Genomic DNA, 20,188 nt, shown 5'->3' with positions numbered 1-20,188 from the left:
GGGGCAAATCAGACGGTTGGGAAGCGGGGGGCTTTTTTCGCCGCTTACTCAAATCTGACCCAGTCAATTTCAACGGGTGTATCTGTTTTAGACGCCACCACCAGCGTATGCGTGCCGGGCTTGTAGGCAGACAGGGGGGCTTTTATTTCCTGCCATTGGCTGCCTTTCGGCACGATTACCTGAGCCAACATGGGACCGGTGGCTCCATCAATTCTGATGTGCACTGTGGCACCAGCCGCGGCGGCCACGCGCATGGTTACCGTCTTCAGCGCCTGTTTGCCGAAGGATACCCCATTGTATTGCACCCAGCTCTGGTTAGTGGCCAATACCGTTTTCCAGCCCTGAAACTTATTCGCGGTGTCCAGGAAAGCAATGGAGGCGCCGCTGGGGCTCAGGCGGCTGTAGCGGTCCAGCTGAATTTTCTGCTTGGCGTCGGTCAGGCCCACGCCGCGCAGAGTAGGCTGCACTTTTCGGATAGAACCATCGGGCGCGAAGGATAAGCTGTCGATCCTGACCGAGCGGTTCTTGTCGAAGTTGGGCGACAAGTCATTATGGTGGTAAAATAGGTACCACTGGTTTTTAAACTCCAGCAAGGAATGGTGATTGGTCCAGCAGCCCGTGGGCGACTCGTCCATGATGACGCCCTTCACGGTAAACGGTCCCAGCGGACTGGTACTGGTAGCGTATTCGAGGCGTTCAGTTTTGTTGGCTACGTGCGGATAGGTGAGGTAATACGTGCCTTGGCGTTCGAATACATATGGGCCTTCTTTCAAGCCCTTAGTGGGCAATTCCCCCAAAGTTTTAACCTCAGAGGCTAGCTCCAGCATATTTTCTTTGAGCTTGGCGCCGAAAATCTCCCCCTGCGACCAATACAAATACGCCTGCCCATCCTTGTCGATGAACACGTTCGGGTCAATGCCGCGCACGCCCTTGATAGGCAGCGGCTGCGGCACAAACGGGCCGGTGGGTTTGTCGGCCACGGCTACGCCGATGGTGAAGCCTTTGATGACAGTTGTGTCCTTGGGGGTAGTCGGGAAGTAGAAGTAGTACTTACCATTGCGGTAAATGCAGTCCGGGGCCCACATGCTGTAGCTGTTGGGCTTCACCCAGGGCACCTTGTTTTGGGTCACGATGACGCCGTGGTCGGTCCAGTCGGTGAGGTTGGCGGATGAAAACACGTGGTAGTCCTCCATCACAAACCAGCCGGCCCGTCCGTGCCCGGGAGTGGCCCGAATATCGTGCGACGGATACACGTACACCCGCCCGTTGAATACGCGCGCCGTGGGGTCAGCCGTGAATTGATCGGTGATAAAAGGGTTCTGCGCGCTGGCCGCTGCGCTAACAAAGACCAATGCAACCAGCTGATACCACAGTTTAGATTTTATCATTTGATGTCTTATTGAATGAATGCGTATTGTCATGCAGAGCGGCAGCGAAGCATCTGGCGTGTTTAGTGGGATTACTAATCCTGCGTCAGCACGCGAGATGCTTCGCGCTGCTCTGCATGACGTTCTTTTATTCTTTGCTGATCTGCTCTGAAATGGTGAAATAATCAAAATCAGCATAGCCGCTGGCATTTTTTGAGGCGTAATTGAACAGCCCAAATCGGTAGCCCATAAAATGCGGTAGCGTGTAAGCCATTTTAAGCGGCGCGCCTATTTTTTGCCAGGATTTACCGTCGAGACTGTAGAAGAAAACAGCTACATCTTTGCGGTCCGTAAAATCACATTCGGCCTTGAAATAGATTTTATTCTGCGTCAGCGGCATGCGCTGTATTTCCACGGGTTTTTCCGATTCCGCACTGACCATTACAATGGACTTCGTATCCTTTGTGCGCTTCACTCCTACCAGCCCGTATCGCCTTTGTAGCAGCGCGAGGCCGGCGAAGTCACCGTCTTTCAGCTGCGAGACGTCCAGGGCCGTGGCCCCGGAGCACGTGGGTCCGATGGTGCGCTGGGTGAGCGTGTTGCGAGCTAGGACAAAGGAGGTATCCACGCGGCCTGTTTTCAGGCGCAGGTAGCCTTTGCGGTCGGTGAGCGACCAGAGCGTGTTGTCGGGGTTGTGATTCCACTGCCACACCAAGGGCAGAGACGGCGCGCCCGGCCGCCGGCTGAAATCATCCGACGCCACGAGGCCGGGAATCAGCCCTTTGCTGGCCGGAAGGGCCAGCGTTTCGGGGACTTTGCCCCCCGTGCCCAACACCGGCCAGCCATCAGCCCACGTCACCGGCACCAGATACGGAATGCGGCCCACAGCCCCAAAATCGCGGAATAAGTAGGAGTACCACTGGCCGTCGGGTGTGTCAATGAGGCCGCCTTGGGCCACACCCAGGTCCTGCAAGGCCACCCGGCCCTCGTAGGGTCCGGTTAGCTTATCGGCGCGGTGAACAACGACTGTGCGCATGCCGCCTTTGGGCCACACAATGTTGAAGAGGTAGTATTTTCCTTTGATTTTGAAGAGCTGCGAACCCTCGGCGGGCAGGCCAGTATTGGGGCCGGCTGGCGCACCGGCATTTTCAATCAGTATCTGCTCGGTGGTGCCGGGCTTCACGCCGGAGGCGTCGGCGGCAAGCTCCACCAGGCGCAGCTTGCCGCCCCCATACACCAGGTACACGCGGCCATTGTCGTCAAAAAACAGGGAGTGGTCGTGGTAGCTGGGCTTGAACGACACCGCCTTCCAGGGGCCTTTTTCGATGTTCTTGGTGGAATAGATGTGCGTTCGGCCGGAAGTTTGGGCAAACGTGGACACGTAGTACGTGCCGTTGTGAAAGCGCAGGCTGCTGGCCCACGAGCCGCGGCCGTACGTGCTTTGGCCGTTAGCCAGGTTCATGGCATCGTTCGAGGCCAGGGTGTCGTAGGCGTAGCTTACCAGGCGCCAGTTCACCAAATCCGTGGACTTCATGATCGGCACTCCCGGACTCATGTGCATGGTCGTGCTGCTCATGTAATAATTGCCCCCCACCCGAATCATCGATAGATCCGGCACGTCGGCAAAAATCACAGGATTCTGCGCCTGCTTAGTTTGCGCAGAAAGCGGAAAACGAGCAGCCAGCGCGAAGAATATTCCGCAGCACAAACCGAGTTTACTGAAAAAGCCCCCCATAGAAAAAGCGTACATGCATTCGAGTTTTTTAGCGCTGCTGAGGCTTTATAGCCTGGTATTTTCCGCTCAAATGCATTAAGCTGAACAGATATAAAATACCGTCGTAGTAAGGGTCGAAATATCCATCCTCATATGGCTCCAGCTTGGCATTCCAGAGGGCGCGCACAAAGTCCAGCTTCTGCTTGTCCTGACTGGTCAGGGAGGCTGAGGCGGACGTAGCTACCAGCCCCAGCGAGTGCCGCAGCTTCTTGACGTTGCCGGCTTGCAGAATGAAATCGGGCCGCGAGCCGTCCACGTTGAACTGGTCCTCGAAGGTGTTGATGCCCTTGCTGCGCAGGAATCCCTGAAAGCGCTGGGCGTATTGCTCCTGCCAGGCTTTATCCTTGCCAAACCATACATAATCCATGGCAATGTTCATGGGTACCCGCCAGGAGTCGTAGCGGAAGGCGGGCGGTGCCCACTTGGTCGCGTGGGGCTTGCCGCTAAATTCGGTGTAGTCGTAATTGAGGCCCGTTACCGGGTCGCAGGCGCGGCGCAGAAACGCCCGCGACGTATCGGCGCAGGCCCGGTAGAATTGCTCGTGTCCGTCCTTAGCATACTCGGCCCACACTTCCATAAAAGCCGGCACGTGGTAGGAAGGGTCGGTCCAGTTATACATGTCGCCGACGGGCACAAAGGTGATTTGCTTGTGCTGGGTGTTGATCAGGTTGTACACGTCGCCGGTCCCGTTCTTTTTCCACATCGCATCCAGAATGTTGCGAGCTTCCTGGTAGTAGTTGATGCCAGTGGTATTGCCCCAGCGGTTGGAGGCAAACAGTAGGCTGGTGACGAAGTATAGTTCGCCGTCGGAGGCCGGTCCTTCGGAGTTGCGCTTCATCGTGGCCGGATTGAGACTCCAGGCAAAATACCCTTTCAAGGGCCCTTCCTGGTGTTGCAGGTATTTCTTCGACCAGCGCCAGATGCGGTCAAAAACCTCCTTCTTATTCAACTGCACGGCTATCATCATCCCATAGGAAACGCCCTCCGTCCGGACATCATGGTTTTTCAGGTCAGAAAAGTAGGCCATCGAATCACCTACTTCGAAGTAAATTCGGTTGGGTCCTTCAAAAAGCGCCTGATAGGTTTGGGTCACCTTCTTATCGATGTCGGCCTGGCTGTAGCCCGCTTCCCGGAGCAGATTGGGGTATTTTCCCGTATAAAAAGCCCCCTTGAAGTCGAGCGTGTCGGCTTGGGCGCGCGCTGCGCTAGGCCGTCGCCTAAGCCGATACACAGCAGAGATAGCAAAAGCAGGCCACCACTCTTGAGGCGCTGAAGGAGTTTGAAAGGTAAGTTCATCAACTAAGCAGCTAGAAATTAGGGGCGTGACGTTGCGCGGGCGTTGCGCTCTATTTCTTGTACATCGGGTCGTGACCCTCGTATTTCAGCCACTTGAAAGAGGCTGTATTGACGGTGGGCTGCCCGGCCGACGTGCCGTACATGCCGAACAGACAGCCAATAAAGCCCCCGCCGTTTGCGTGCTCAGGAAGCGCGCATCTACCTTGTCTTTGAGCAGCGTCCATGCTTTGCCGTTTTCCGAAAAATGGAAGCTGTAGGTGTCGCCCTCCGCTCTAATGCGTAATTGGACTTTGCCCGCTGCAGCTTTCAAAGGCGCTTTTGCCAGCGGCTCCATCTTCTTTGGCTCGTCGGTACTCTTGAATAGCTGTATCATGGGCTGGCCCTTTTCCACCGATTTGCAGAGGTAATAGAAGTGCTTTTCATCCTGAAAGACCACTAGGCCAGCGGTTTCATTTTCCGCCTTAGCCGAGAAAGTCAACTCGGTTTCGGCGCTACCATACAGGTGCTGTTGGCGCTTGCCAATGAAGGCCGGGTTGCCGAGTTCCGAGCAGGTTTCCGGCTTCAGCTTTAGCGTGAGTCCTTTGTCTTTACTCAGCGAAAAGTTCGTGCTATCCACTGTGCGCATGAACAACAGCGCCGGGTCAAGCTCCTTGTCGAAGGTGAGGGTGTAGCTGAAATTGCCGCTCTGTGGCCGGGCGCCCGGCTGTTTTACTTCGGGAAACTTCGCCGTGTATGAATACTGCACGCCGCCAGGGCCGGGGTCCATCACCGGCCACTCATCTTTCCACACTACGGGTACGATAAACGTCTCCCGGCCCGTGTTGTAATGGTTGCCTTCGTAGGGCCGTACCGCCAGGAAGATGGCGTAGGTCTGGCCATCGGGCCCGTCCACAAACTGCGCGTGTCCCGCCGATGTGATAGGGTCTTTGCGATCTTTAGGCAGCTCCCGCTGCGAGAGAATGGGGTTTTTCTCGTAAGGCACGTACGGCCCTAGCGGCGACTTGCTGCGGAAAACCACCTCGGTATGATTTACCGACGTACCGCCTTCGGCCGCATACAGGTAATACCAGTTGTTGCGCTTCATGATGTGCGGTCCTTCAATCCAGACCGGCTTTTTGCTCAAATCGACGCCGCCGTTGACCAGGATTTTGGCCTCGCCCACGGTTTGCAGCTTCACGGGATCTAGCTCGATAATCTTGATAGTGCGGTGGCCAGAATACAGGGACACGTTGTTTGGCGGGTCGCTGTTATAGATAACATAGGCTTTGTCGCCCTCGAAAAACAACGAAGGGTCGATGCCCTTTACCTCGGGTAAAAAAATCGGGTCGCTCCACGGGCCCGCGGGATTTTTGGCTGTCACCACAAAATTGCCCTTGTGGTCAATGAGTGTGCAGGTGACGTAAAACGTGCCATTATGGTGCTCAATGGCTGGGGCGAATAACCCGCGAGTCATCCGGTCGCCCATGAAGTTCATTTGCGAAGGCCGACTGATGACGTTTCCAATCTGCTTCCAGTTTTTCAGGTCCTTGCTGTGCATCACCGGAATGCCTGGAAAATAGGAAAAGGTGGAGTTAACCAAGTAGTAATCCGTGCCCACCCGAATGACGCTAGGATCGGGGTAGAAGCCCGTCATAATGGGATTTACCAACTCAATCGATTGTGCAAAAAGAGCTGCGTTATGGAGCAGAAATAGGCAGATTGTCAGTAGGAGAGCTTTTATTTTCATGCTATTTGGTGGGTATACTTTCTAGGTCTAGGATGTTCACTTGATAAGATGACAAGTGTGTAAGCGAGGGCGACACTTGGCAATCAATCGGAATATTTGCCCCCCGCCACTTCGCTCACAAAGCAGACCGCCGCTGAACTTAGCTAGTGGAATGGTAGATGCATCTTTAAAAAATATTGCCGGCAGCTCACTGAACCCGAACGAACTCGGGTTCGGTGATACTGCCGGCAGTTATTATTTTCTTGGTTAATGAAGCGTATTCTATCAAGGGGTAAAAGGATTGGCTGCTCGTATTGAACAGCCAATTCCTTTACCTCTTTTTCGTCAGGCTACTGGTAGCCTGGGTTTTGATAAGCCGCTTTTACATCTGCTGGTACATCCAGACGGTCAAGCTGAACCTGCGGAATAGGACGCAAGTAGTGCTGCGGCTGAATGGTACGTGTAACGGTTAGAGGTGTATGATCTCCGTAGTTGGTTCCTCCAATACGGTAGGTAGAAGACAGCTCATTCCATTTTTGAGTACGCACCAGATCATACCAACGGTAACCTTCCGCATAATATTCGCGCGAACGTTCTGCCAGGATGTAGTTGATGTCTATAGTAGCCGGAGTAGCCGCAACCAAGGCAGCGCTATTATCCTGCACTTTGGCCACGTTTCCATTATTGTCAAAACGCCACTTACCGGCCCGGGCACGGATAACATTAATCAAATCCCTAGCACTTTGACCAGCTTTGGGGGTTGCTCCTTTTACAGCTGCTTCTGCTGCTACAAAATACAGTTCAGAGAATTTGGCAATATTGAACGGACGTGTACTGCCAGCATTAGGCTGTCCTAAGCCAGTACCGTTATCCGTACGGTAAGGTCCAAGCTTCCAAAGGCCTGGATACACAATTCTGCTTATACCACGCGGCGAAATCACATAATCCGCTCTGCCAGGCAGCGTTCCTGCTCCTATATTGCTCGCACCTGCTCCGGTAGGGTACGTAATAGGAGTGGTAGGTTCTGCATCCAGGAAAGTCAGGATTGCGCCACCTGGGGCAACTGGCAGATTATTGGCATTGTATAAAGTGGGGTTAGCAACTCCTGCTTTGGGCCAGTTACCACGGTATACCGTGGTGAAAGTACCATCGTAACGAGAGTCATTTGTTTTATCGGCAAAGGTGTTCTCAATTGCACCAATGGTAGGAGCCATCCGATTCCAAGGACGGCCTAACGCCTGAGCTGCTTCCCGCTGAACAGAAGATGTAGCCCCTGTTCCATTGGGATTGCTGGCGCTTCTGATGTTGGTATAGTTCCAAGTCATCATCCAGCCGGCAAAGTTATCCGGGGCACCGCCACTACCAAAGGTAAGGCTACCCCCATTGTACAACTCGCTTGATTCGGTATGGTCAGCAAACAGCAGCATTTCAGCATTGCGGTCGTTTGTTGCCAAGTGTACATCATAATATGTTGGCTGCAAACGGAACGGACCAGGACTCGCAATACCCTCTGTTGCTATGTCATACGCCTGCTGATAATAATACTGGGCGTTACGACCGTCAGGATCTGTTCTTGGAGTTTCCGGGAAGGTCGGAATGTTGTTAGGGTTTTCGAGCCACCAAGCGTAGGTCAAGTAAGCTTTTGCTAGATAAAGGCGGGCAAGCGTTTTGGTTGCGCCTCCAATAACCCGTGGGGTCGCCGGCAAATCATTAATTGCGATCAGCAGATCAGGGAAAACTGCTTTCGTATAGACCTCGGGTACCGTATTGCGGACTGATGTTCTGATTGGATTGGTGTTGAATTCCAGTTCGCCGGAACCCAAGTCTAAGGGCACCCCGCCAAACGTTTGCACCAGCATGAAGTAGTCGAAGGCGCGGAAGAATCTCGCTTCGGCAACAAGGGCTGGAGAAACGGTTCCTACTGCGGTGGCATTTTTGATAATGCCACTGGCTGTATTGATGTTTGGAAAAGCAGCAGTCCACAATCTATCTGCCCGGCTGTTATTGGCGTTAAGTGCTGCTCGGCCGGAGAAGTCCATAGCCAGAAAGTTCTCGTCAGCATCTCTGCCATACGTTACTTCATCTGTGCCGGTAAGAGTAGCGTTATAGAAGTAAGCATCCCCGTAGATGTAGCGCAAGTGAGCGTACATGGATGTTAACCCACCAGCAACACCTCTTTCTGTCTGGAAGAAGCTAGGCTCGTAAATACTCCGAGGCTCTTCTTCCAACAGATCCGAGCACCCAGCCGCGGACATGGAGATGAGGGCCGCTCCGATGAAAAATTTTATGTTAAAGGGTTTCATTTTTCTCTTTTTTAGAAGGTAAGATTCAGGCCTACGAGGTAGCTGCGGGTTGCAGGTGCGTTAGTACCAATTGTCAACAGACGGGCCGGAACGCCAGTAGTTACTGCCGCATTTTGGTCGGCAAAAGAGTTCGTCTCAGGGTCCATACCTGATTCTCTGTTGTAAGGGGAGAACATCACAAATGGGTTCTGAGCTGTCACGTAAAGTCGCAGTCTATTCACTCCAGCACTCTGTAACCACGCGTTGTTGTCAAAGTTATAGCCAAGGGAAATGGTGCGTATCTTCAAGTAAGAGGCATCAAAGTAACCTAGCGTACTGCCATACTTTGGGTTGTCGCCGCTCGTGAGACCACCTGGCTTAGGATATTTGGCGCCCGTGTTCTCTGGAGTCCAGTAATCCACATCTACGTTGCCCCGGCGACCGTTCAGCAGATTGAGGTAGCCAGATGAACCATACAAGGTACTATTGAGGATACCACCGCTCTGAAAGGCACCTACTGTGCTCAAATCAAATCCTTTATAGGCAACACGGGTGTTGAAACCTCCTAGAAAGTCAGGGTTTACGTCCAGAATTTGACGGTCTAGTGGACCGATTGGTCTGACAGGGGTACCATCTGGGTTATAATCGCCGGTGTATTTCACCTTAATCATACCGGCATTTCCTCCTGGCTCAAGAATGTTTCTGTATGGATCTTCTTCTTGCCACAAGCCTATTTTCTCATAATCATAGATTACGTTGATAGGTTTGCCAACAAACCACCAGTTGCCTTCATCCCTCTGTTGCTCACCAGCAAGTGACACAATCTTGTTGCGGTTGGCATACAGGTTGACACCAGCTTCCCAAGTCCAGCCGTTAAGATTCTCTAAGATCACACCATTCAAAGAGAGTTCTATCCCTTTATTTTGGGTAGCGCCAATGTTGGCAGTATAGCTGTCCACGCCAGAAGTGGGAGGCAATGGCAAACCAAGCAGAATATCTTCGGTGTTGGTTACGTAATACTCAACTGTACCAGAAAGGCGGTTGTTCAAGACAGCGAAATCCAACCCGTAATTCCAGGTTTTAGAAAATTCCCAACCTAAGGTAGGGTTTGGCAACTGGCTTACGAATAGACCCGTCTGGTAGTTAGTAGGACCAAAATTGTATGGTCTGGTAGCTAAAAGCCCAAGGGTTGCATACGGGGCAATAGCTTGGTTTGATGTTACACCGTAACCAGCTCGCAGTTTCAACATATTTACGGCAGGAACACTCTGCATGAATGCTTCTCTGGCTATATTCCAGCCTACCGACACCGCAGGGTAGGTATTCCATTTATATCCTTCAGAAAGTCTGGAGGAACCATCTGAACGGACCGTAGCGGACAACAAATACCGGTCATCATAGGAATACATTACTCGTCCCATGTAGGACAACAGACCGAATTTCCGGTACTGTTGATCACCGGGGCTTACGGTGATTTCGCCGGCGGCTAGCCCTAGGTTATAGTACTGGAAGGCGTCAGAAGGAATATCTCTTGCTGCAATCCGCGACTGGTTGAAAATGTTATTCGAGGCAGAATATAAGGCCAGGGCATTTATATTATGCTTCTCAGCAAAGGTGCGGTCATAGGAAAGAATGTTCTCAATAGTCCAGTCTGTAGTGACCTGGTTACTAACGGATGCCGTGGAAGGTGTAGTGGGGTTAACAGCGTTTATCCCCTGTCCGGTATAACCACCACCCTGGGCCTGCCGATAGTTTACCCCTAGGTTGACCCGATACTTCAACCCCTCTACTCCAGGAATTTTAGCTTCCCCGAATATGGTGTTGTAAGTGGCCAACGATCTGGTTTCACTCAACCATTTATCGCTCAAATCTTCTACTATGTCTTTTGTATAGACCCACTGCTCATCCAAGGGCATTCTAATGGTTCTTTTCAAGGTACCATCAGGATTGTAAGGATTGGCGATTGGCGACGAATTCAAGGTGCCATATATACCCACATTGGAGCCTTCGGATAGGCCATAAGTATTATTGGTAGTGAAACCCAACCGGATATACTTACCAACTCCTTGGTCGAGCGTACCACGTACGGAATAGCGGGTGTATTGCTGGGTAGGGATTACGCCTTCTTCCTGGTAGTAGCCCGCATTGAAGTTATAACGTCCGTTCTCAGTACCACCGGAAACACCTAAGTTGTGGTTCGACTGAATACCAGTTCTATACAGCAAATCCTGCCAATCGGTATTCACATCATCGGCTTCATCCAAGGAGTTAGTATAGACGCCCGCTGCTTTGCGAAGCGCAACAAACTCAGGCCCCTCCATCATGTCGTATTTGGCGAAGACTGTCTTAGCGCCAACAAACCCATCGTATGTTATTTGCGGTTTCTGACCTGCTTTACCCGCTTTGGTGGTTATCAGGACAACTCCATTTGCCCCCGCGATCCGTAGATAGCCGTGGCAGACGCATCCTTCAAGATATCTACACTCTGAATATCGTTGGGGTTGATGTCACCGATGGATCCTGGGAAAGGAATGCCATCCAATACTATCAACGGGTCATTACTGGCAGAAAGTGAGCGTGTTCCGCGTATCCGAATTTGCGTGCTCGCGCCCGGCTGGGAGGAGGATTGCGAAAACTGCACACCTGGCAAACGGCCTTGCAAGGCCTGTGAGATATTAGCAGATGGCACTTCGCGCAAGGTCTCTCCATTGATAGAAGCAACTGAACCCGTTACCGCTTCTGCTCTCTGCACGCCGTAACCAACTACCACTACCTCGTTCAACTGCTTCGTATCCTCGGCTAGTGTTACATCGAGCGTTGACTGGTTGCCGACGGGTACCTCCTTAGCGGTATAGCCTACAAATGAAAATACCAAAGTAGATCCTGGTGCTGCTGCTACCGTAAACCGGCCATCTGCGTCGGTTGCGGAACCAGTATTGGACCCTTTGACCACCACGTTTACACCGGGCAACCCGGTACCATCGGCCGCCACTACACGACCGGAAATAGTTTGAGTATCCTGGGCTTGTACCTGCACAGGGACGAGCGTGGCCCCGACTAGGGGCAGGCTGGTGGCCACCGCTAGCGGCCAACTCAGCCCGAAGACCGTTTTTCGTAATGATGAATGCATGGAAGTGGGATGTTTGAGGTGTGAGAGTAAGCTTAATTTCTAGTGGAACTAGCTCCTAGAAGCCAATGGAATTGCCTCCATCCACGGGGAGGGAAGCGCCGGTGATATAGCGTGCGGCCTCGGAAGCCATAAATACAGCTGCATGGCCAATATCAGAGGGCTGGCCGAACTTCCCCATGGGCGTGCGGCGCATGGCCCGGTCGCGGCGGTCGGGGTCGCTGTTCATGGCGGTACGACTCATCTCCGTTTCGATGAAGCCTGGTGCAATGGCATTCACCCGCACGTTGTGCTTGGAGAACTCTGAGGCCAAAACCTTTACCATGCCCTCTACTGCGGACTTAGACGCAGCATAAGCTACTACCCGGTCGATACCATAGTAGGCCGCCATCGACGAAATCATGATGATCACCCCGCTCTGACGCTCTACCATGCGCTTGGCGCAGGCCCGGGTAAGCGCAAAAACGGCGTTCAGGTTGGTGTGAATAATGCGGTTAAAATCTTCGTCAGTAACTTCGAGCGCAGGCTTTTTCATATTTATCCCGGCGTTGTTTACCAGAATATCCAACGGGCCATAGGTAGCTTCAATTTGAGCTACTAAGCACTCCAAAGTGGCTAGTTCATTGACATCATTGGTGAGGTAATGAGCAGATTCGCCGAGCTCAGCAACAGCCTCTTGTAGCACTGACTCACGGCGGCCAGTAATAATAACGGTTGCGCCCGCAACTGTCATGCAGCGAGCTATTTCCAGCCCGATGCCGGTACCACCACCCGTAACTAGCGCCAGCTTTCCTTCCAGGGAAAATGGATTAAGCTGATGCTCTCCGCTAGGCTGGGTGTGCGATGAAATAAGGTGCTCGACGTGTGCCATACGAGAAACGATGATACGGTATAGATTAGCGCAATTGATAGATGTCGACCAGCTCTTTGATTTCGGCGAGCGGGCGTGTGGGAGGCGTGAGCGAAGGTGGAATAGGTCGCTTTGCGTAGGTCTGGAAGTAGAGTACGCAGGCGTCGCGCCACCAAAGGGCCTCGCGGTGCTGAATGCGCAGGCGGGAAGCTACATCGGTGTGCTGCTCGGGGTCTACTTTCGGCTTCACCTTCTCCCATTGCTGCTGCATCCACACCACCGAGTCGGTACCAGTGTAGTAGCGGGTAGCTAGCTCATCCCAGAGCGTATTGCCGGTGCTCAGCCGCTGGCCCCAGGGCACGTGGTGAAACCACAGCAGGTAGTTGGGTGGGCAGGTGGCCGGATTTCCCCAGAGCTGGCCCACCTGTGGGGCGTACAGGCTCAAGGCGTTGGAACCTTTGGCGGTGCGGTCGAAGCCGAGACCGACGGAGTCGGCTTTGTGATAGTACACTGAAGTCCAGTCGGGGCGGGCGCTTTTTTCCAGCCAAGGCTCGGGGCCATAGTGGATGCTCTGCCCCATAATGTGGTGCAGACCCAGCGGCGTGGTGTAGCGCACATAAATGTTGCGCGACTGGTTGAGAACCTGCGAAATCGTGCGCACAGCCTCGGGCTCCGCTGTCAGCGTCATTTTGGTCCACTCCTCGGCAATGGCGTCCGATTTCAGCGTGTGGTCCCAAGCCAGCCGGCCGAAAGCGTACCAGTTGGCCTGCCCCACAGGGTGGCCCGTCCAGTTGCGGTCGGAGCCGATGTTGGCAACGCCGGCAATGCCGCTTATGCTGTGTTTCTCGAGGGTGCCATCGACCACCTTTGCCACCGTCGAACCTTTGCCCTGGGAGTAGGTGTCGGACTCCAAGCATTCCTTGATAAGTGGCCCCAAGTACACCAAATGGGTTGCAAAGCCTAGATACTCCTGGGTCAACTGCACTTCCAGCACGAGTGGGGTGCGTGGCATAGCGCCAAACAGCGGGTGAAATGGCTCGCGCGATTGAAAGTCAATGGGGCCGTTTTTCACCTGCACCAGCACTTTGGGGTCAAACTTGCCGTCGAGCGGTTTAAACTCCTCATATGCCTCCTTGAATCGGTCGCCTTTGGAGTTGGCTTTGTACACGAAGGCTCGCCACATCACAATGCCATCGTGCTGACCCAACGATTCGGCGAGCATGTTGGCACCGTCGGCGTGGTTGCGGCCGTAGTCTTGGGGGCCGGGTTCGCCCTCCGAGTTGGCTTTCACTAGAAAGCCGCCGAAGTCAGGAATAGTCTTGTAAATCTCATCAGTGCGCGCTTTCCACCACTGCCGCACTTTGGGGTCGAGCGGATCGGAAGTAGAAAGCCCCCCAATGAGTTTAGGGGCCGCCCACATCACCGACAGATACACTCGAATGCCATAGGGCCGCATCACATCGGCGACCGCTGCCACCTTGCGCAAATATTCAGGCGTCAGGTAGCGCGCGCTGGCGTTCACGTTGTTAACTACAATGCCATTGATACCAATAGAGGCGTTGGCGCGGGCATAATCCTGATAGCGTGGATCGATGACTTCGGGCAATTCCAGCCATTTCCAGATCGAAGAACCCGCGTAGCCCCGCTCCACGGTGCCATTGGGGTTGTCCCAATGATTAAGCATGCGATACTGAATGCGCGGCTGACTGGTCAGGGCTGCCGTGGGGGGCATTTGTCCGGTCTGGATGTGGCGAAGCAGGGCAAAGGCGCCGTAGAGCACGGCCGCATCGGTAGGGCCGGTTATGACTAGTCCACCATTTTGCTCCGATATTTTGTAGCCTTCCTTGCCTAGTGTGGGGTCGGGGGCTACTTGCAAACGGATACGCCCTTTACCGCCCGATGCTCCCACCAACACCGGGCGGCCCAACAAACCTTGCAGCCCGAGTTGCAGCTCGTGGGCGGCCGTTTGTAAAGTAGGCGATGCTCCATTTTCTAGTGTAATGCCCTTAGCCTGCGCCTGCCAAGCCTTGCGCAAGCGCGCATCTGGCAGCTGATCATACTTTAGCCACAAGCGGTAGCCATCGTCGGCAAGCCCCTGTTGAAGGGAGCCAACGCATAGAACTACAAGCAGGAGCAGAAAGCGGAATCGCATAGGTGAGAGGGCAAATGAGACGTATTAATTGACGCGCGAAGCGAAAGAAGAAGCAGTAGTGTGCGCTGGGGGGCTTTTTTCAGCTTCCTGCATACTGCGCCGAATTCCCAGCTCTAACCCGCGCAACTCCGCCAACCCACGCAGCCGCCCGATAGCCGAGTAGCCCGGATAGGTGCGTTTCTCTAAGTCGTCGAGCATCTGATGACCGTGGTCGGGGCGCATGGGAATAGCCGCGTTGCCTTCACCCGTCTGGGCCCGGCGCAGCTCTTCACGCACCAGTTCTTTCACGACCGCATACATATCCACGTCGCCGGTGAGATGATCGGCCTCGTGAAAATTGCGCGGGTTTTCTTCGCGCTTGGTGGCCCGGAGATGAATAAAATGAATGCGGGGGGCAAATCGGCGCGCCATACCGGCCAGGTCATTATCTGGCCGAACTCCTAAGGAGCCTGTGCAAAACGTCAGGCCATTGGCCGGCGAATCATACGCTTGCAGCAGCCCAGCAAGATCAGCTTCAGTGCTTACTACGCGCGGCAAGCCCATAAGCGGGTACGGCGGGTCGTCGGGGTGAATGCACAGATTAACGCCCACCTCTTCTGCTACCGGACCTACTTCCCGCAGAAAGTAGTACAGGTTTTCGCGCAACTCAGCAGCACCAATAGCTGCGTACTCATCTAGCAAACCTTGAAATTTACTTAGCTGAAAGGCTTCCTCGGAGCCAGGCAACCCAAGCAGCACGGTATCCGATAACGTTTGCAGCTCAGCCGGCGACATAGCGGCAAATTGAGCCCGAGCTGCGGCTGCTACGGTTGAGTCGTAATCGTTTTCGGCGCCAGGACGCTTTAAAATGCACAGGTCGAAAACGGCGAAGTCCTGCCACACAAACCGTAGCGCCCGTGAGCCGTCAGGCATCTGGTAGTTCAAGTTAGTCCGCGACCAATCCAGCACCGGCATAAAGTTGTAGCACACCGTCTGTATGCCACAGGCGGCCAAGTTGCGCAACGACTCTTTATAGTTCTCTATATACTGTGTGCGGCTGGGTAAGCCTTTCTTAATATCCTCATGCACCGGCAGGCTTTCTACTACTGCCCAGTGCAAGGCCGAATACTGGCCATTATCTGCTTCAATCAACTGCTGCCGCGCTTGAATTTCCTCTGTTGGCCACACCACTCCTACCGGTAACTGGTGCAGGGCCGTAACTACGCCGCTACACCCCGCTTGGCGGAGTGAATAAAGAGAAACCGGATCATGAGGTCCGAACCAGCGCATCGTGTGCAACATGGGCACTATTTATTATAAAAGTCCAATTAACTTTAAGCTCCATAGCTTGTATCTAAAGGTTTGCTGAAAACCCCGCAACAAGCTATTCTGGGTGACTTGTTCTCGAAGATAGAATAACAATTGCAACCGAAAGCAAAAAAAAACATGGCCTAACGGGCTGATTTCTAAATAAAAATATCGAAAACGTTACCGGAAACGGTTTCGATAGGTAATCTTAAAACTCCTCAAGACAAAAAATAATTTTAGATTATCTTCGAATAATCAAGGAGGATATTTCGGAGTGCTTCTTCTCTACTGTTTGAGCATTTCGAAATAATACTATTCATATTATGATGAAATGCACAAAGTGCACCTCCGCTGATGCGGTGATGCGGGCAGGCTTCATTCGGGGCCGCCAACGGTTCTTTTGCAAGTCCTGCGACTATCACTTCACGGATAACAAGGCTCTGCCGGCGCCGGAGCGCAAACGGCACCAAACCACCATCAGCGACGTGGCAAAAGTGCTGGGCGTAGCGCCTTCCACGGTGTCGCGCGCGCTTAATGGCCACTCCGACATCAACTCCAATACCCGGCAGGCTATCATTGACGTGGCCCGGCAGTTAGACTATCAGCCTAACTTATTGGCTCAGAGCTTAAAGAGCAGCGAAACCAAGACCATTGGCGTTGTTATTCCGGATATTGAGCGGCCCTTTTTTGCCACGGCTATCAGTGGTATTCAGCAAGTAGTGACGGAAGCGGGCTACCGCGTCATGATTTGTCAGTCAAAGGAATCGTATGATGTGGAAGTCAGTAACGTGCAGGCACTTATTGCCAGCCGTGTAGATGGGCTACTGATTTGTCACTCTCGCGAAACCCAGAACTTCGACCACGTGAAGCCGCTGGCCTGCCGCGGAATTCCGGTGGTGCATTTTGACCGGGTGAGCAACGAGGTAGATAGCGCTAAAGTGATTCTGGATGACTGGAATGGCGCTTTCAACGTAACCGAGCATCTGATTGAACAGGGCGCGCAACGCATTGCCATCCTGGCCGGACCCGAGTCTTTGCTCATCAGCCGTAATCGTTTAGCGGGCTACCAGCATGCCCTTAAGCGTAACCAAATGCCGCTCCGCCCCGAGTATGAGGTGCACATAGAGTTTCAGCCGGAAGAAGCCGTAGCCGCCTTAGATGCGTGGCTGGCCTTGCCGGAGCCGCCTGACGCCATTTTTGCCATTAACTACACCAATGCCTTCGATTTGCTAGTGGCGCTCAAAAAGCGCGGCCTGCGAGTGCCGGAAGATATGGCGGTGGTAGGATTCGGCGACGAGTTTATGGCGTCGATGATCGAACCGGGCTTAACGACCGTGGACCTTCACCCTTACCGTATTGGGCAGCAAGCGGCGCGGCTTTTTTTGGAGCAGATGCGGCTAAAGGAAGCATTTCAACCCCGTACCTTCGTTATCTCCGGTGATCTGGTTATCCGGCAGTCCTCCCTGAAAGGCAAGGGGGGCTATTTTAAGCTGGAAATTTAGAAATTGACGCCTCCAATCATTCTATCACGCAGCGACTCTGGAAGTGACCGTCTGAGGTTTGATAGCGCACCACATAAATGCCCCCCGGTAAGCCTGCCAGCGCTAGGTCGCCTTCTGCCATATCCTTTACCGATTGGGTGCGAACCACTTGGCCGCTTTGGTTGATAATATGCAAGGTAGCCGCGACGGCTGGTCCGGTATAGCGGTAGTGCGCGCGCCCAGCAACCACTACCGTCGGATACACGTCGAAGCCAGGTGCAGCTTTAGACAGGTGTACGGCCCGCACCGGCGAATAGCTTATGGTACCATCGAGGTCGGTTTGGCGAAGGCGATAATAAACAATCGGTTCTCCCAAGGGTAGCTGCGCATCGCGGAAATTATAGTGGTGCGCGGCAGTGCTCGTACCGGCGCCCTTAAGTTTGGCGATGGTGGCAAAAATTTGCCCCCCAGTGCTGCGCTCCACCGCGAAACCGGCATTTTGGGTTTCAGAAGCCGTAGTCCAGGTTAGGCTCACCGCCGATGCGCCGCTGGCTACAGCCGTAAAGCTTACCAACTCAACTGGTAAGGGGGCAACACTAGCCCCTTGGTATAGATAGACTTGGCCTTGTCGGTTGTTGGCATACGGGTCGCCGATCATGATATCGTCATCCTCGTCCCCATCGATGTCGCCGACCCCGGCTACTACGCTGCCGAATAGGAAGCCATTCGTTCCTGCTGGCCTGCTCAATGTAATGGGGCTATTAGTACGCAGCCCAGAACTGGACCCCTGATAGAGATAGGCTCTACCCTTATTTCCCTCGGAACCATAGGCGCCAATCAATACATCGCTGTACCCATCGTTGTCAACGTCCCCTACTCCGGCAATGTCCAGCCCAAAAAAGCTCCCCGGCTTTGCCATAGGGTCATCAAGAGTTACATGGGTTGTATTTATCCCGGTAGGGCTGCCATTGTAGAAGTAGGCGCGGTTGGGGGTGCCACCCAGACCGGCAATAATCCCGACCAGAATATCAGAATAACCGTCGCCATTGACGTCTCCTGCCCCACACACATTTACCCCAAATTGGCTGAGCCTCACCCCATGGGGCTCATTTAGTATGGTGGGGGACGGAGCCAGTCCAGCGCTAGAACCGAGGTAGACGTACGCACGCCCCCGATTATTATTCGCGCCCTGTGCCCCAATCACCACATCCGCGTAGCCGTCTTGGTTCACGTCGCCGGCTCCGGCCACACTGACGCCAAACCAATCCTCGCCTGTTTTGGCTGGATTAATAATGATGCTAGGCGTTGTATTCAACCCCGAGCTTGTACCACGATAAAGGTACGCGCGCCCCTCATAGCTATTCGTACCAAAGGCTCCAACCAATACATCGTTATAGCTATCGCCGTCTATGTCGCCGATTCCCGCGACGCTATTGCCAAAATAATCGCTGCTATTACTCCCAGGAGAAGATAGGATAGTAGGAGTTTCGGTAAGGAGGCCCGTGCTAGAGCCGCGATAGAAATATACAAGCCTCGGTCCACTCCCAATGCTTTCAGCGCTGATGAGTACATCGGCGTACCCATCAGTATCTATGTCTCCTGCTGTTGCCATATTTTGACCGAAGGCACGAGTATTTGCAGGGGCTACTAAGACCGTAGGATCGGTAGTAACTAATCCATTCTTGCTACCGTGATAGAGGTACACCCGGCTTTTGTAAACAGAACCAGAATTGTTAAAGGTGTCGGCGGCGGCAATAAGGACATCGTCAAAACCATCGCCGTTTACGTCGCCAGCACCCGCTATGCGATGGCCGAAGGAGGTTCGCTTCTTCGAGCCAGGCTCCGCAATAGTACTAGGCGTGCTAATGAGCGGATCAATGACAAGGGGATAAATGGCGCGCGTATCATCCACCACCAGCGCCACCGTTTTGTTATCGTCGCTGAGCTGCATGCGCGACGCTAATACCCGGCCAGTGGCGTCCCAAGCGCGCAGGCCCGCGTAGCGCAGCACTTCTTTACCAGCTCTGAGCAAGCGCAGCGCTTGCCCATTCGGCTGCGCTGCTACCTGCAAATTTGTATGAAGCGCCAACTGCACTTGTACCGGACCAGCCAGGCCAGCCGGCCGCTGAAACAGGGTATAGTTTTGCCGTAATCCGGCCGGGGAGTTCTCATAATCGACGGCGAAGTCGGGGCCATGGGCATAAGCCACTTTGTTTTCCTGGAAATCAGCGCCTGAGGAAGATTTCTTAGGCATAAATTCCAGTATCCCGTCCCGTCCGATGCCCCGTAGCTTCAGGCTTAGCTGACCAGCCGGAGCAGCCTCGGCGTGGTTGGAAGTAGCTACCGTATAGCCATCCGCGTCCAGCGTGGCACGAAGTCCCTGATCAGGATTTGCAGCGAAAGTGGCCGGAGAAGATTTGCTGGATTGGTATAAAAAGTAGGCTCGGTGCCGGACGTCCATCAGCGCGGCCGCAACCCCTTCCTGCATGGGAATAGTCGGTAAGCCTGAAGCTGGCGCAAGGCCAAGGGCGGGGATCTCAGCCGGCCCACCCCCAAAAAGCCTGTTAGGTGCTTCTAAACTGGAAAAAAGCCCCCCATCGGAAGCCACAGTCTGAACAACGAGCGGCCGACGAGCAACCGCAAAATTTAAGAAGAAAAGCCCTCCACTAACAGTTGCTACAACAAGCAAGCCGACAGCGTAGGTACAGTGCCTCAAAAAAGAGGAAATACGCAACATAAAAACCAAAGTATAATATCTGATACATAGACACTTAACATTTCATAAGACACCAGTAGCCTGTAAGATCAGGAGTATGGAGGTGGCGCAGGCTGGTGGGGTGCGCGGGCCCCTTCACTAAACACGCAAC

General features: G+C 53.6%; 12 protein-coding genes and 1 pseudogene. 1 reads left to right on the top strand and 12 read right to left on the bottom strand.

Annotated elements, in window-relative coordinates; translation table 11 throughout:
• Positions 1–44 precede the first annotated feature (44 nt).
• The 11 genes and pseudogenes from G7064_RS12855 to uxuA form a co-directional block, all read right to left on the bottom strand.
• Entirely contained in the window at positions 45–1,388 is a 1,344-nt protein-coding gene (locus G7064_RS12855) for a family 43 glycosylhydrolase (RefSeq protein WP_166073893.1), read from the bottom strand.
• A gap of 127 nt (positions 1,389–1,515) precedes the next feature.
• Entirely contained in the window at positions 1,516–3,117 is a 1,602-nt protein-coding gene (locus G7064_RS12850; protein ID WP_240935484.1) for a glycoside hydrolase 43 family protein, read from the bottom strand.
• Positions 3,118–3,130: 13 nt separating this feature from the next.
• Positions 3,131–4,372 carry a glycosyl hydrolase family 8 gene (locus G7064_RS12845; RefSeq protein WP_240935483.1) on the bottom strand — a complete coding sequence of 414 codons (1,242 nt, stop codon included), beginning with the start codon at positions 4,370–4,372 and terminating at the stop codon, positions 3,131–3,133.
• Between the two features lie 115 nt (positions 4,373–4,487).
• Entirely contained in the window at positions 4,488–4,661 is a 174-nt protein-coding gene (locus G7064_RS23040) for a hypothetical protein (RefSeq protein ID WP_317172755.1), read from the bottom strand.
• 53 nt (positions 4,662–4,714) lie between these two features.
• Positions 4,715–6,070: pseudogene (locus tag G7064_RS12840) on the bottom strand (glycoside hydrolase family 43 protein); the annotation flags it as partial.
• A 422-nt stretch (positions 6,071–6,492) separates the two neighbouring features.
• Positions 6,493–8,445 carry a RagB/SusD family nutrient uptake outer membrane protein gene (locus tag G7064_RS12835; RefSeq protein WP_166073892.1) on the bottom strand — a complete coding sequence of 651 codons (1,953 nt, stop codon included), beginning with the start codon at positions 8,443–8,445 and terminating at the stop codon, positions 6,493–6,495.
• 11 nt (positions 8,446–8,456) lie between these two features.
• On the bottom strand, positions 8,457–10,838 hold the full coding sequence (locus G7064_RS12830; RefSeq protein ID WP_240935874.1) for a SusC/RagA family TonB-linked outer membrane protein: 2,382 nt from the start codon (positions 10,836–10,838) through the stop codon (positions 8,457–8,459).
• The gene (locus G7064_RS22410) at positions 10,838–11,554 is read right to left on the bottom strand and encodes a carboxypeptidase-like regulatory domain-containing protein (RefSeq protein ID WP_240935482.1); all 717 of its coding nucleotides are present in this window, start codon (positions 11,552–11,554) and stop codon (positions 10,838–10,840) included. The genes G7064_RS12830 and G7064_RS22410 overlap by 1 nt, the downstream gene beginning before the upstream one ends.
• A 55-nt stretch (positions 11,555–11,609) precedes the next feature.
• Positions 11,610–12,422 carry an SDR family NAD(P)-dependent oxidoreductase gene (locus G7064_RS12825; RefSeq protein ID WP_166073891.1) on the bottom strand — a complete coding sequence of 271 codons (813 nt, stop codon included), beginning with the start codon at positions 12,420–12,422 and terminating at the stop codon, positions 11,610–11,612.
• Between the two features lie 25 nt (positions 12,423–12,447).
• The gene (locus G7064_RS12820; protein ID WP_166073890.1) at positions 12,448–14,553 is read right to left on the bottom strand and encodes an alpha-glucuronidase family glycosyl hydrolase; all 2,106 of its coding nucleotides are present in this window, start codon (positions 14,551–14,553) and stop codon (positions 12,448–12,450) included.
• 24 nt (positions 14,554–14,577) lie between these two features.
• Positions 14,578–15,834 (bottom strand): mannonate dehydratase, encoded by a 1,257-nt coding sequence (uxuA, locus tag G7064_RS12815; RefSeq protein WP_240935481.1) that lies wholly within the window; start codon positions 15,832–15,834, stop codon positions 14,578–14,580.
• Positions 15,835–16,163: 329 nt separating this feature from the next.
• Between uxuA and G7064_RS12810 the strand changes: the two genes are divergently transcribed.
• The gene (locus G7064_RS12810) at positions 16,164–17,342 is read left to right on the top strand and encodes a LacI family DNA-binding transcriptional regulator (protein WP_166073889.1); all 1,179 of its coding nucleotides are present in this window, start codon (positions 16,164–16,166) and stop codon (positions 17,340–17,342) included.
• A gap of 16 nt (positions 17,343–17,358) precedes the next feature.
• Here the strand turns inward: G7064_RS12810 and G7064_RS12805 are convergent, their stop codons facing one another.
• The gene (locus G7064_RS12805) at positions 17,359–19,809 is read right to left on the bottom strand and encodes an FG-GAP-like repeat-containing protein (protein WP_166073888.1); all 2,451 of its coding nucleotides are present in this window, start codon (positions 19,807–19,809) and stop codon (positions 17,359–17,361) included.
• Positions 19,810–20,188: the final 379 nt, after the last annotated feature.

This window comes from Hymenobacter sp. HDW8 (assembly GCF_011305775.1).
GTDB lineage: Bacteria > Bacteroidota > Bacteroidia > Cytophagales > Hymenobacteraceae > Hymenobacter > Hymenobacter radiodurans.
Note: the sequence above shows the minus strand (reverse complement) of the source record. Positions and strands in the feature narration are given on the sequence as shown.